Here is a 13,947-nt window from a genome sequence, read left to right on the forward strand (position 1 = left end):
AGAAAATTTCTTGTGTCCGCAAGCTTGGCTTCAGGTTTCAGGTGCATTGTGGAGTCCAGGGATGCGAACGGGAGATGTTAGTCATGAAACACCTGCGAATAGCCAGAGGCTTGGCGCTCACGATGGTCGCACTTGTCGGCGCTGCCGGCATCCATCCCGCACTGGCGCACGACAACGACGATTGCGAGGCGCCTGTGAATGCCTGGAAGCCGCGAGACGCGGTCCGGACGGTGGCGCGGCAAAAAGGCTGGCAGATCGACAGGCTCAGGATTGACGACGGTTGCTATGAGGTCAAGGGGCATGATGCCGAAGGCCGCCGTTTCAAGGCAAAACTTGATCCGGTCACCCTTGACGTCGTCCGTATGAAGCTTGAAGACGCCGACCACGGCGGGGCACGCGGACAACGGCCGGACGCGAATGCTGGCAAGCCACCGGCTGACGCACCCCCCGAAGGCTTAATGAAGCCAGGCACGAAGCCCCAGGTCCAGATCCGCTGACTCCCTATTGCCGACGCACCGCGTACCTCATCGGCATTGTCCCTGCTGAAGCAGCGGCAGGCCAATGCGATGAGTGCGATGCCCCCCCTTTTGTCCAAATCAGGAGAATCCAGATGAAACACGCCTTCCCGATCGCCGTGCTTGCCGGCGCGCTTGCCGCGCCTTCACTGGCATCCGCGCGCCAGGTCTTGTTCGAAACGCAACTGTCGAGCTATGGGGGAGATGGCGCGTACGTTGCCATGTATGTCACCGATCGCGCCGGACGGTATCAGGGCACGCTGTGGGTGGCAGGGCAAAAAGCCAAGTACTACCGGCACCTGCGCGACTGGTATCGCGCCACGGGCGGCACCGCAAAGGTGGACGGCATCACCGGCGCCAGCGTCGGCGCCGGCAAGACGCTGCGAGCGACTCTGGATCTGTCCGACGCGCTGATCGATGCCGGATATGAGGTCCACATCGACACGGCGGTCGAGGACATGAAGGAGTACCCGTCCGAGGTCGTCGTGCCGCTGACCTCCTCGGGCGCGAACAAGACATTCAAGGGGAGTGGCAATGTGAAGTCGTTCCGCTATTCACTGTAACCAGGGGCAGGCGAGAAGGTGACCGATGTTACGCAAGCTCCATTCAATCCCCGGTCTCATTGCTGCATTGCTGATGACGATCGTCGCCTTGGCAGGCGCCGCGCTTTCGGTGAATCCGGCACTTGAGCAGGCAAGTGCCGTTCGCCCGAGCCTCGCTCCTCTTAGCGTTGCAACGCTAGCCAGCCGCGTGAGCGCCGCGACGCCCGACATCGAAACTCTCACACGTCGGCCGTCAGGGGTGATCATCGCGCACTACCAGGCCGGGGGCCAACAGCGTGCATCGATCATCGATCCCGCTACTGGCAAGGCTATCGGCGACTATCGCCCCTCGGCTGTCGAGCGTTGGCTGAAGAACCTGCACCGCAAGCTCTTTCTTGGCGACGCTGGCCGGATCGCAACCGGTGCGACTGCTGCCCTCATGCTGTTCGCAGCGTTGTCCGGGCTTGTATTGCTCGCACGCCGGATGGGCGGGTGGTCGCGTATTTTGGCCCCGATCCGGGGTGACGGGTTGCAGCGGTTGCATAACGAAACTGCGCGCGCTGCGCTTGCCGGCCTCACGCTGTCGGCGATAACCGGGGTCTTCATGTCGTTGACGACGTTCGGCGTGATTCCCGAAGGCGGCGCGCAGGAACCCGTCCTCAGCGTTCCGGCAATCACCACACCCCCGATGCCGTTGCGGCAGATGCCCGCACTGGCAATAGATGTCTCCAGTCTGCGCCAGCTGACGTTTGCCAACGCGGCCGACCCAACCAGCCTCATCGAGGTGAATACGACGGATGGCATCGGTTATGTCGATCCATCGTCAGGCAGATGGCTTGCCTTTCAGCCGGCCGACGCCTGGCAACGTGCGCATGGTGTTGTCCGCATGCTGCACACGGGCGAAGGGCTATGGTGGCTCGGGCTGATCCTCGGCGCATCGTCGGCGTCGGTGCCGTTGCTGGCCGCAACCGGTCTGCTGCTGTGGCTGCGTCGTCGACGGGCCATGCCGAAGCTCGCTGGGAACGTGCCGGCACGCGACGCGGATACCGTGTTGCTGGTGGGCACCGAGGGCAATAGCACGTGGGGCTTTGCTTCGGCGCTGCATGCAGCGCTGACCCGGGCTGGCCTTCGCGTGCATGTAGCGCCGATGAACGATTTTGCAGCCGGCTACCGCAGCCTGCGGTATCTGCTGGTCCTGACTGCGACCTACGGTGACGGCGATGCACCGGAGAGCGCTGTGCGATTCCTGCCGAAGCTCGAGCGCCTGACGATCCCCGGCGGGGTAGCGTTCGGGGTCTTGGGCTTCGGCGACCGCCAGTTTCCTCATTTTTGCGGCTATGCGCGAACGGTTCATGACGCACTGACCGCCAGGGGGCTGGAAGCACTGACCGATCCGGGCATGGTTGACCGTCAGTCCGAACCCGAATTCCGGCAGTGGTGTACGGGGCTCGCCGAAAGGCTCGGCGTATCGCTCGATATCCGCTATACGCCATTGCTGCCGCCCACGATACCGCTCAAGCTCGTCTCACGTGACGACTATGGTGGGGATCCGGAGGACATGACTTCGGTGTTGCGCTTCATGCCTGCCGAGGGGGCAAGATCCTGGGCCACCCTGCTACGGCCGCGGCTGCCCCGGTTCGGGACGGGGGATCTGCTCGGCGTCGTGCCACCGGGTGCTACCTCGCCCCGGTACTACTCGCTCGCGAGCGCGACAGCGGACGGCCTGGCCGAGATCTGCGTGCGGCGTCATCCGAACGGCGTGTGCTCCAGGTATCTCACAGGCCTGCAGCCAGGCGACACGATTAAGGCATTCATGCGGCCGCACGCGAGCTTTCGGCCGGGCGCGGGAAACGCTCCTTTAATCCTGATCGGGGCCGGTACCGGGATTGGTCCGCTGATCGGCTTCATCCGGCACAACGCGGCCCGCCGTCCGATGCACCTGTATTTTGGTGCGCGCAATGCTGACGATGGTTTCCTGTACCGCGACGAACTCAGGGACCTGGTAGCCGACCGGCGGCTGCAGGCACTCACGACTGCCTTCTCACGCTCCGGTAGTCGGAGTTATGTGCAGGACCGCCTTGTCGCCGATGCAGTGAGCCTGCGCACCTTGCTTACTCACGGTGCGCAAATCATGGTGTGCGGTGGCCGAAGGATGGCGGAGGGGGTCGCACAGGCGTGGGAACGCATTTTGACGGGTACCGGCTTGTCCGTCGCACAACTGAGAGCACAGGGACGTTATGTCGAAGATGTCTATTGAGGGGGCGCCTGACCTGCAGCTCAAGCGCTTCCGGGTGACCGGCGCGACGATGGGCACGCGGTACTCTGCGACGTTCCACGCGTCCCCGGAGACCGATGAAAGCGAACTTGCTGCGGAGCTTGCTGCTGCCGTAGGCGCGGTTGACGAGCAGATGTCGAACTGGAAGGACAGTTCCGACCTGTCTCGCCTGAATCGCGCCGAGCCGAACTGCTGGGTGCAGGTCTCCGGCAATCTCGCGGCTTTGCTCGTGCGTGCGCTGGAGATCGGCCGTGACACCCACAATGCCTTCAACATCGGCGTCGGTGACCTGGTCGGCATGTGGGGCTTTGGGCCATCGGGGGAACAGCGTGCACATCGTCCGGGCGGAGTGGGCACGTCGCGGGCAAGCCCGTGCCCGCCTGTGAGCGATCTGATCGACGTGGACGTGCAACAGTGCCGGGTGCGCAAGCGGGAACCCGTTGCGCTTGATCTGTGCGGCATTGCAAAGGGATTCGGCGTCGACGAACTCGCGCGCGTGTTGAGCGAGCACGGGATCGGCTCATGGCTTGTCGGCATCGACGGTGAAATGCGCGCGCGCGGAAGCAAACCGGACGGGCCGCCGTGGGCGATCGCGCTTGAGGCCCCGGATTACGACCGACACGCAGCAATGGCCGTGATCGAACTGAGTAACGCCGCCATCGCGACGTCCGGCGACTACCGCCACTGGGCTGACATCGATGGTACACGCGTCTCGCACACAATGGATCCCCGAACTGGCGCGCCACTGTGCGGGTCCGTTGCGTCCGTGACGGTACTTGCCCCGACATGCGCGGACGCGGACGCCTACGCAACAGCCTTGCTGGTGCTCGGCTTGCAGGCGGGGCGAGACTATGCGCATTGCCGGCGCCTCGACGCACTCTTCATCGTACGCGACGGCGATGCGCTGCGTGCGATCGGGACTGGCTGCTTTGCCAATGTGCAATAGGACCTTGGCCAATTCTTGCTACCGGTATGAGCTTTAGCCATGCACTCAGCGCGGCGCTGTCTTCCGTGACGGCATTCCGATTATGGACATCATCCAGACCTGGCTCGACGTCTCGGCTCACCGCCACGCGGCGCCGAGTCGCTCAACTGAAACACGGACGCCGGCGCTGCCATGCAAGGCATTCTTGTGCCATCGCAATTTGAGCGAGCAAGTTCCTGCGTTACGCGCGTTCTTGGACTTCGGTTGCCTCCGCCCATGGGTCGTCACTGTGAAGCAGCGCAAAATCATCGGGGAACAGCTCGCGAAAGGGCGGGGGATATTGAAATGCCCGCATCGATTCGAGTTTCCGCTGGTCGGTTACGACAAACACCTCAATGAGACGTCGTTGCCCGATGTAGTCCCGAGCATGAACGTAGTAGTACCTGACGTCCTGCCAGACTAACGATTCAGCAATGTAGGGCCCGACGATTCCCGGGATTAGGCTGAAGGCCTTGAACTGCTCCAACGCCTGGTTGACATACTCGGCTTCGGATAACTCAGGTCCCATGGCCGCTGCCGTGAGCCTCAGACGTGGGGCTTTCATCATATCGTGATGTATGTAAGGCACCGTCGGAAAACAGCCTTCATTATTACGGCGGCACCCTGACGTGGCGAGCCCGCATGCCCATGCGATGGGTTCTATGGCTCGAAGGGCTGCAGCTAAGCCGCCCACACCCTTAACGGCCCTTTGACCTAGGCCGCCTCTACGGCTGCTCCCACGTGCGTACGGTCAGTCGTCGCGCCAGTGGTGCCATTCGCGGCGCTGCGCTTGCCATGCGTGCTCCTGGCGCTCGCGCCATTCATGTTCTTGATGTTCCCGCCATTCATGTTCGCGCCACGCGCGAGCGCGCCAATCTTCGTAGTAGCCTGGTGAGAGCACGACAGGTTGGCGCTGGATCACCACAGGAGCCGGCTCCTCATAGACAGGAACAGGGGCATACACCGGCGCAGCGACGTAGGGAACTGGGATACCCACTCCCACATCCACGTTGACACGAGCTTGTGCGCCAGCCGAAGTAAAGGCAGCCACGCCCGCCAGAAGCACCAACGACAGAACTTTTCTCATGGAGAGAATCCTTCTACTATGACTTACGTGGATAGAAACCGCTGTTGCGAGGATGTTTCCAACGGCACCGGGGTGTCGGCCGCCGTCACAAGCATCCCTCGATTAGTGTTGACGCTTGGGCCGAAGCTGTTTGACGTGCTCGGTAACCGAGCCTGCGTCCGTCACTGCTTCTTGGTGGCCTCAGCGGCGCCGCCGCTAGTGGCCTTGGCTGCGGGAGCCGTTGCGCCCGCCTTCGACTGTTCTGCCGAGGCCTTGCTGGCTTTCGTCTTTGCTACGCTCTTCTCGTGCTTGGCCTTGCTTACCTTTGCCGTCGCCTTGCCTTCCTTTTCTTGCGCGCCCGCGGCCGGCACGTCCTTCTTGGCTTCTTCCTTCAGGGCCGGTGCGGCCTTGCTATCGGCCGCCTTGTCTTTGGCGGTTGCGGTTTGTGCGGGGAGGACGCTCGGATGTGCCGAAGAGGCCGGCGCACCGGTCTGAGCAGCAGCGGTACCAACGAGAGCGATAGAGGCGATGGCGAGGAGAAGCTTTTTCACGGTGACATTTCCTTGGGTTAGGTGACAGCGCAGCATTGTGCCGTGCTCACTTCCAAGAACGGGGCTGATCTGCACCCTGTTGACCGTTAAGTCGTGACAATCCGTAAGCTTTGCAACCGTTGAAACAATTTACGAAACGCGGACGAATCGATGCTTGGATTAAGGGCGGCAACTCCGATGCGGAGCAAATCGATTGCTGACGATGAATCGGCAAATTGAAATGTTGCATTCGCTCTGCCATCACCGGACCGCGGCATGGAACACCTCCAAGACCTCGAACTCGACTCTGAAACCGTGCCCGCAAAAAAGGGTGGCTGCCAAACGAAGCACGCTTGTTGAGCGACGCCAGGGCGGGTGGTCGCCGGCGTCCTCGCAGGACCCCAGGCGCTGATCGCGGATGCCATTCGCTACCCCCGTCTCGAAGAGGTGTTGCCAAAGACCTAGCCAAACAGTTCAAGCATCGCGTCAATGTCCAACGTGGTGCGGCCACCGATTGGCACCTGGCGACCGCCGCTGATCGGACATGCCACTGAGGGCGCGTTAGGCCGGCCGGTGGCGGGCACCAGCGTGTCTTCCAATGTCGCCGTAATCCCGGACCAACCCGTCTGGATTGCCAATCTCCAGCAACTCCATATGGACGGATTTTCAGATCCGGAAGGCCGCCTTCTTCCTGGCGTTCTTGGGCTTCACTGGAGACGCTCTGCTTAATTGACGGGCTGGGCCGGCGGAAAACTCCATGCGCCACGGAGAATCTCGGAGTGGGGCCTATACAGGCGTACGGTGTAGTTCCACCCGGGCACGATCGGCAGACAGTTGGGCGACTGTCCGTTACACCCACCGAACTGGATCGGAATCGATCCGTCACCGTCCTTCTTGGCTGTGATGTTGTTGACCGTGTAGACGTTGGCCGGGTTCTTCTGGAAGTAACCTTCGGCATTGTAAACGCTGACCGACCAGAATCCGTCCACAGGCACATCCTTTACGTTCACCCGGTACACGGTCTTGCCGTCGTTCTTTTCCGGCGTGATATTCAGGTAGGTGGCGTCCTTGTCCGGGTTGCCGCCCCAGCCAGCCGCAGTGCCCATTAGGTGGCGCACGGGATCGACCTCGCCTTTCTTGCCGAACGACCTCTTGAAATCCGATGTTGTGGCCGATAGCGCCAGCAACGCATCACGCACCTTTTTCTGGCTAACCTGGTCCCAGCTTGGCAGTTCCAGCTTGCCCGTCGCCTTCTGGCTGACCTTGATGACGTCTTGCAACGCATGGACCTGCTTCAGGTCATTCGAATCGTTTGGGTCCACCAGCGTGCGGATGGCCACCACCACGTAGCGCGTGCCGACGTTCTCGCGCGTCAGCGAGTGCGTGCCAGCACCGTAGAACACATTGGGCACGTAGTGGTCCTCGCTGATGACCTGCAGCGACATGAAGCGCTTGCCCGATTCCGGCATAGTGATTGTCACCGGGCCGGCATCAAGATCGAACACACCTGAGGAATACAGCGTGTCACGGTTCAGGCGGATCACGGTCTGCTGATCGATCGACGCGGGCTCGCGCCGGTGCATCAGATTGCCCACGCCGTCCTGCTTTGCCACTCTGGCGATATACATGTCGGACTCTGCACGCACGAAGTTGTCTACCGTGACCGGCACGGTTGCGCGAGCGGCCTGTGCAGCGACGGTCTGACCATGGGTAGTACCCACGGCAGCAAGGGCGAAGCCCACCAAGGCCTCGGCAATCATTGCTCTCTTCACAACTCCCCTCCTCGTATCGGGTTTTCAGAGTCACACAAGCGCGTGCCTGAGCCAGCCTTTTACTCGGCCGCCACCATGGGCGGCTGCCGCCATTGGCCGGACAGCATCTCCTGTTTCGGTAGGTACACGCGCAGGAAGGCATAGAAAGGCCCGTCTGGCGCTGGCAGCCAGTTGCTTACCTTATCTTTGCCGGGGCTGTCCTTCTGGACATACAGGGTCAGCCCGCCATCGCGATCGCGCTTGAGTTGGCCGAGCATCGAAGAGTTGATCAGGTATCGATTCAGGGGGTTAGCCACCAGCAGCTTGCTCTTGCCGTCATACATCGTCAGCGACCAGAACGCATTGGCGGGCGGTAGCTTGTCCTTGTCGAAATGCAAGGTATAACGCGCGCCGGCCGCATTCAGCGGCTGGCCTGCGGCGTCCAGGAAGTAGCCGGGATAGAGCGCCTCTTCCGCCGAGTTACCGAATATTCCCAGTGCCGCCGCTGCATAGCGGTACATGTAGTGGTTGTTCAGGTGCTCTCGTGTACCAAACAAGTCACCGCTGGTGAGCTTCCTTGTGTCCAGTTGCGTCTTCTTGAACTCCACGAACTGCGCCTTGCCATCGGCCATGCCGTCCTCCAGGACCTTCCGCATGGCCGGCGATAGCGAGCGCTTCGGGTGCCAAGATAGGCGAAGTTGTGCGTATAAAGATCGATCAGTTGGACGGAGTAGTAACGTTTGTTCTCGATGGGCGGCAACGTAAGCACCAGCGGCTCCGCGCGCAGGTCCATCCAGACAAATGAGTATGGCGTGTCGGAATTGGGCGTGATGATCGCCGTGTCTTTCGGCGTGAAGACGTTGGCTGTGTTGCCTATTTGGTTGAACGGCGCCTTGAAGTTCGGACCACCCTGGTCGACTGCCTGGGCGTAGAGGGTCTTGTACGCTTCAACGACCGGGTAGCCGTAGGTGTACGCGTCGCCCGCGATGGAGCGAAGTTCCGCCTCATTGACCGCGCTCGCAGCCCCCTCGTCGGCGGCCTGTTCCGTCGCTGGACTATTTTTTACGGCCTGGCATCCCGACAATGCAAAGACTTGTAGCAAAGCGGCCACCAACAGATGCTTGATCGACATCACGGCTCCCATAAATTAGAACAGGGGGTTACATTCCCCAAGTGCAGCACACATGGGCAATTGCGACGTCCTGCCGCCATTTGTAATGTGGAGAATTCTTTCAATGGAAGGCATAGACAGCGCGGGGCCAGGCCCTTCTCCCGGGTGCAGCGCCCACAAGACTACTCCCCATCCCGCGCGGTGCGTTGGCAAGGCCGCCCAGCGCTTTGGACCAAGGCGCCCCGGTGTGCACGATTGATCCACCGGGAATATACGTCCAGTTAGTTTCGCGAGGGCATCGCTCGTCCAATCAGCCGCCAGTAGCTTGTCGGCATGAGACGCTCCAGCCAGGAAGAGATGACGGCGTCGTGGCCCACAAGCACGCGTTCACGGTCGACTTGCACGGCCCGTACGATAATCTCGGCCGCCTTCTGCGGGGGCATGCGCAGCAGCTTCTCGAAGTCGGCGCGGCCCTGCCGCACTTCCTCTTCACACAGGTTGCTAGGTGTGCGTGCATGACGGGCGATGGATGTGGTGACCCCTCCTGGGTGGACGACCGTAACGCCTATCGGGGTCCCTGCCAGTTCGTGGCGCAACGCATTGGAGAACCCGCGCACCGCGAACTTGCTGGCGCAATAGGCGGCATGGCCTGGGGGCGCGATGAGACCAAACAGGCTGGAAATATTGACGATGCGCGCCTGCTGACGCTCGCGCAGCAGGGGCAAGAACGCGCGTGTCATCCTCACCACGCCCTCGAAGTTGACGGCCATCACCCAGTCGAAGTCAGCCTCGCTGACCTCCTCGAAGGTGCCACCGAGTGCCACGCCCGCATTGTTAATGACCAGGTCGACCTGGTCGTGCTCTTGCACCACTGCATGCGGCAAGGCAGCGACGGCTGCACGGCAGGCGACATCGAGTACATGTTGGCTGGTGTGTACGCCCGACTTGCCAGCCATCCGCGCGGTCTCGCGCAGACCGTGCTCGTCGATGTCCGCCAACGCCAAATGGCAGCCTCGACGCGCCAGTGCCAGCGCAAGCGAGCGCCCGATACCACCACCTGCGCCCGTCAATACGGCAACGCGGTCGTTCAGCTTCATGGTCTCGATTCCATAAGTTGACAACATTGCGAGGATTGCCCCGTTGCGCGGGGGACGACACCAATGTGCCTGTTCAGAAAGGCCAACTGCGCCGCGATGCTGCTTGCGAACGCCCGCTCATCGTGCAAATGCAACTCAAAGTGGTTGCCTTCCACGAGATGAAATTCGCCGTTCGGTATGCATCTGGAGGCCCGTCGCGCCGCACTGGCCGGCGTAATCGTGTCGTTAGTTCCGGCCACGATCAGCGTAGGCGCGGTAACCTTGTGTGCGCGCCGGATCGGGCTGTAGAGCGGCACCTCAAGGAAGACGCGCGACAGGACCTTGTTCTCCCACTCAGCGCCTGCAGGCAGCAGCCTTGCATAACCATGCCAGGCGTCATCGCCGGTCAACGCGGCCATATCGCCGGGACGACCGACGATCGGGCTGTAGTGCGGGCGACGAATGACGCTCCCACACAGGTCGCGCATGGCGGCAAGCACCATGCGCAGTGAGAGGCCGAAGGGTATCTGCCGCATACCGGCCAGCCCACTGACATGCGGGACTTGGGCTATGACCGCCCGTACCCGGTGGTCGGCGGCAGCGGTCTGGATGACATGCCCGCCTGAGAACGACGTCCCCCACAACACCATGCGATTGGCGTCGACCTCTGGAAGTGAGCGCACATGGGCGATTGCGGCGGCCCAGTCCTGCAGGTGACGGCGCGGGCTGACCCAATGCCTCGGCTCTCCATCGCTGTCTCCAAAATTCCTGTAATCGAAGAGATATGCAGCGTAGCCTTCGGCCACGAACCGCCCTGCAATGGCAGGCAGGCCGGCGGCACGAATGGCGCCGAATCCGTGCGCCATGATGATGACAGGCGGGCTCGGGCTCGGGCTCGGGTTCGGCAGCATCAGCGTGGCTGCACAACGCTCACCGCGACTTTGGAAGGAAGTCTCAATGCTGACCATGCAAGGCTCCAAGGCGGAATGTGGCTGACACTCACACGGCCGTTCCGTCCATTCTGGTTGCCACAAGGTCGCTGGCTTTCCCAGTGCGCGCCGTGGTTGCGGCACGGACGAACGCCAGCGCGGGATCGTTGACCGGATGCCTTGTCAACATGTCGCGGTCGGCCTCGAAGTTATGGACGACGCGCCACGGCAGCTTGCGCCCCTGGCGGGGCAAGACGTTTCGGCCGCGCTGCACATAGCCGGACTGCAGGGAATCCATGACTGTTTCATCCAGCATTTCCCCGGCGGGCGCACCTGGCGTGACAACCTCGTACTCGTGGCGGTCCATATGATCGAGCAGCCGGCAGATGTAGCTGGCAGCAAGGTCGACCTTCAGAGTCCAGGGGGCATTGGTATAACCAAACAGATGGGCCATGTTGGGCACGTCCTGCATCAGCACGCTCTTGTAGGTCATGAGGCTGCTGGCGTGGCGCGGTTGCCCATCCACCTGTACTTCCATGCCACCCAACGACTGAAGCTGAAGGCCAGTGGCCGTGACAATGATGTCGGCGTCGAGGCGCCTGCCCGACTTCAGGCGAACGCCGGTCTCAGTAAAGGTGTCGATCTGGTCCGTCACCACTGACGCCTTGCCTTCGCGGATGGCCTTGAAGAGATCGCCGTCAGGCACGGCACACAACCGTTGGTCCCACGGGTTGTATTCCGGCGAAAAGTGCCGCAGGTCGGCACCGTGGCCGAGTTGTTGCTCGACATGCGACAGCAGCCAGGCGCGAACGCGCTGAGGCCACCGTCTTGCCGCCCTGTAGATAAAGCGCTGCAGGCGAATATTGCGCCAGCGTGCCAGGCCAAAGACCCAGCTTGCCGGCAGCATCTTCTGCAGCACGGCAGATATCTTGTCATAGGCCGGCACTGAGAAGACGTAACTCGGCGATCGCTGCAGCATCGTGACGTGCGACGCCTTGCCTGCCATGGACGGCACCAGGGTGACCGCCGTCGCACCACTTCCGATCACGATGACACGCTTGCCGTGGTAGTCGAGGTCTTGAGGCCAGTGTTGCGGATGGACGCAGATACCCTGGAACCGCTCGAGACCCGTAAAGTCGGGGCGGTACCCTTGGTCGTAGTTGTAATAGCCCGTGCAGGAAATCAGGAACTTGCAGGTGAGGGAATGGGTTTCGTGACTGTCTTCCTGCTGTACGGTGACGGTCCAACTCCGATCTTCGCTCGACCACGATGCACGTAGGACTTTGAGTCCGAACCGGATGGATTTGTCGACGCCATACTCGCGCGCGGTATCGGCTATGTAGCGACGGATCGCGGGCCCGTCGGCAAGGACTTTCAACTCATGCCAGGGACGGAACTTGTAGCCGAAGCTGAACATATCCGAATCCGACCGGATGCCGGGGTACCGGAACAGGTCCCATGTGCCGCCGATGGCGCTGCGCCGCTCCAGGATGCCGACGCGCTTGTCGGGACAAGCCTCGGCCAGGTGGCAGGCCATGCCGATGCCGGATAAGCCGGCGCCAATGATCAATACGTCGAAGTCGGCCTTCACGCAGCGTCTCCTTATGTCTTGCCTGATCGCCCGGAAACTGTAGCGCGCCGCGCGAAAGCACTCTTGACACTACGAGACACTTAATTTACGTTACGAGCCATGGATGCCCTGGTGAGAGCAAGTGGATTGCGTGGCTACCCCGCGCTGATGCGCGACCTGGGTTGCGACCCCACGCCGTTGCTGCAGCGATATCACCTCGACGAGGGGGCGCTCGGCAGCGATGACGCCATGATTTCGCTACGCGCCGTCGTGCATCTTCTGGAAGCCAGCGCGGAACAGACCCGGACCGGTGACCTCGGCTTGCGCCTGTCCCGGCACCAAAGCATTGACGTGCTGGGGCCTTTGAGCATCGCTTTGCAGAACGCACCGACGATTCGCGCGGCCATGGATTTCGCGGCGCGCCACACGTTCGTGCATAGCCCCGGCCTGGTCTACGCCGTGCACAAGCACAGCGAGTTTGCCAACGATGCAGCCGAAGTTTCCATCGAGATCCGCCTCTCGCGGCAGCCGGCTCAGCGGCAAACCATTGACCTGTGCCTGGCAGATATCCATAACTTCACTCGGCTGCTAGCCGGCGACCGATACCTGCTTCGCGCAGTGTCAGTTCCACACACGCCCGTTGTACCCGTCAGCACTTACGAGCGCTTCTTTGGCGCCAGGGTATGGGTGGAGCAGCCGAGAGCCAGTCTGCATCTCAGCCGGAGCACGCTTGCGGCCGACCTGCTCGGCGTCGACGCAACGCTGCGGCGAATTGCCGAGGACTACATCTTTCGCCATTTCGGCAGCGAGCAAGGCAGTGTTTCTGATCGTGTCCGGCAGGTTCTGCGCCAGACGCTGGGCACGTCGAGCCACAGCAAGGCCACCGTGGCCGATCTGCTGGCCTTGCACCCGCGCACGATGCAACGCCGCCTTGCTGCGGAGGCGACCAGTTTCGAAGCCATCAGGGACGACGTGCGCAGGGAACTGGCCATGCGCTATCTATGCGAGACCAGTCTGCCTCTCGGACAGATCTCTCTCTTGCTGGGCCTTCCCGCCCAATCTGCGTTGTCGCGGGCTTGCCGTCAGTGGTATGGCGTCCCCCCTTCTGCATTGCGCAAGCATAAACGCGCCGTAGATTGATCCACGCGCTGCGAGGCCGCAACCGGCCGGAAACGGCCGGCTCACATCTAGGCCGGCCTTGTATAGAGGCAAAGCCCCGGGAAGTTTTCAGGGGAGGCCGTCGAAGCCTCCATAAGCTGTCAAAAAGACTAGCGCAATCCAAAAAAGCTCAGGATGGCCAGGATAATCACTACCGCTCCGACAAGCCAGACTATGTTCATGAGAATCTCCTAGCTACACGTGTCCTGAACCAGTTTCAAGGCACTTGCGTGTTACCGGGGCAAATTTCGTGCCGATTCGCAGATACCAAAAGCGATGACATGGGCGGCACATGGCCAGCGCGGACTGAGAGAGCGGCATCGGGCGCGCCGGCGCGCCTGCAACTTTTGCTCCGTCCCGGTGAAAATGTTTCCGATACGCAAGGAGGGCGACAACGGTGCTTCCTTAATTTGCTGCAGCGCATAATCGGAAATTGCAGCCTACGTTCTGTGCTTGCCTT

General features: G+C 61.7%; 14 protein-coding genes. 5 read left to right on the plus strand and 9 right to left on the minus strand.

The features are described 5' to 3' along the window. Positions 1-83: 83 nt before the first annotated feature. From ACIGJG_RS23055 to ACIGJG_RS23070, 4 genes are all read left to right on the plus strand, one after another. Positions 84-497, plus strand: a complete 414-nt coding sequence (locus ACIGJG_RS23055) for a PepSY domain-containing protein (protein WP_483673966.1) — start codon at positions 84-86, stop codon at positions 495-497. Positions 498-610: 113 nt separating this feature from the next. Then, positions 611-1,078 carry a DUF2271 domain-containing protein gene (locus tag ACIGJG_RS23060; RefSeq protein ID WP_011301279.1) on the plus strand — a complete coding sequence of 156 codons (468 nt, stop codon included), beginning with the start codon at positions 611-613 and terminating at the stop codon, positions 1,076-1,078. A 25-nt stretch (positions 1,079-1,103) separates the two neighbouring features. Then, positions 1,104-3,314, plus strand: a complete 2,211-nt coding sequence (locus tag ACIGJG_RS23065; RefSeq protein WP_483673967.1) for a PepSY domain-containing protein — start codon at positions 1,104-1,106, stop codon at positions 3,312-3,314. After that, positions 3,295-4,278: an FAD:protein FMN transferase gene (locus ACIGJG_RS23070; protein WP_011301277.1), complete on the plus strand. Its 984-nt coding sequence runs from the start codon at positions 3,295-3,297 to the stop codon at positions 4,276-4,278. The genes ACIGJG_RS23065 and ACIGJG_RS23070 overlap by 20 nt, the downstream gene beginning before the upstream one ends. Before the next feature lie 220 nt (positions 4,279-4,498). Here the strand turns inward: ACIGJG_RS23070 and ACIGJG_RS23075 are convergent, their stop codons facing one another. The 9 genes from ACIGJG_RS23075 to ACIGJG_RS23115 form a co-directional block, all read right to left on the minus strand. Further along, positions 4,499-4,864: a hypothetical protein gene (locus ACIGJG_RS23075; RefSeq protein WP_483673968.1), complete on the minus strand. Its 366-nt coding sequence runs from the start codon at positions 4,862-4,864 to the stop codon at positions 4,499-4,501. A gap of 183 nt (positions 4,865-5,047) precedes the next feature. After that, a complete protein-coding gene (locus ACIGJG_RS23080; protein WP_140951375.1) occupies positions 5,048-5,383 on the minus strand; it encodes a hypothetical protein in 336 nt (111 codons plus the stop codon). Between the two features lie 161 nt (positions 5,384-5,544). Further along, a complete protein-coding gene (locus tag ACIGJG_RS23085) occupies positions 5,545-5,913 on the minus strand; it encodes a hypothetical protein (RefSeq protein WP_483673969.1) in 369 nt (122 codons plus the stop codon). 704 nt (positions 5,914-6,617) lie between these two features. Next, positions 6,618-7,652 carry a DUF1254 domain-containing protein gene (locus ACIGJG_RS23090; protein ID WP_483674036.1) on the minus strand — a complete coding sequence of 345 codons (1,035 nt, stop codon included), beginning with the start codon at positions 7,650-7,652 and terminating at the stop codon, positions 6,618-6,620. Positions 7,653-7,723: 71 nt separating this feature from the next. Further along, positions 7,724-8,164, minus strand: a complete 441-nt coding sequence (locus tag ACIGJG_RS23095) for a DUF1214 domain-containing protein (protein ID WP_483673970.1) — start codon at positions 8,162-8,164, stop codon at positions 7,724-7,726. An 11-nt stretch (positions 8,165-8,175) separates the two neighbouring features. Further along, a complete protein-coding gene (locus tag ACIGJG_RS23100) occupies positions 8,176-8,775 on the minus strand; it encodes a DUF1254 domain-containing protein (protein WP_483673971.1) in 600 nt (199 codons plus the stop codon). 260 nt (positions 8,776-9,035) lie between these two features. Continuing rightward, complete coding sequence (locus ACIGJG_RS23105) at positions 9,036-9,851, minus strand: SDR family NAD(P)-dependent oxidoreductase (protein WP_011301271.1); 816 nt, start codon at positions 9,849-9,851, stop codon at positions 9,036-9,038. Further along, the gene (locus ACIGJG_RS23110) at positions 9,848-10,798 is read right to left on the minus strand and encodes an alpha/beta hydrolase (RefSeq protein WP_011301270.1); all 951 of its coding nucleotides are present in this window, start codon (positions 10,796-10,798) and stop codon (positions 9,848-9,850) included. Before ACIGJG_RS23110 ends, ACIGJG_RS23105 begins: the two co-directional genes overlap by 4 nt. A gap of 31 nt (positions 10,799-10,829) precedes the next feature. Continuing rightward, positions 10,830-12,350, minus strand: a complete 1,521-nt coding sequence (locus tag ACIGJG_RS23115) for a flavin-containing monooxygenase (RefSeq protein ID WP_483673972.1) — start codon at positions 12,348-12,350, stop codon at positions 10,830-10,832. A gap of 99 nt (positions 12,351-12,449) precedes the next feature. Between ACIGJG_RS23115 and ACIGJG_RS23120 the strand changes: the two genes are divergently transcribed. Next, positions 12,450-13,469, plus strand: coding sequence for an AraC family transcriptional regulator (locus ACIGJG_RS23120; protein ID WP_483673973.1), 1,020 nt, complete (start codon positions 12,450-12,452; stop codon positions 13,467-13,469). Positions 13,470-13,947 lie beyond the last annotated feature (478 nt).

The organism is Cupriavidus sp. C1SS-2L, assembly GCF_057073735.1.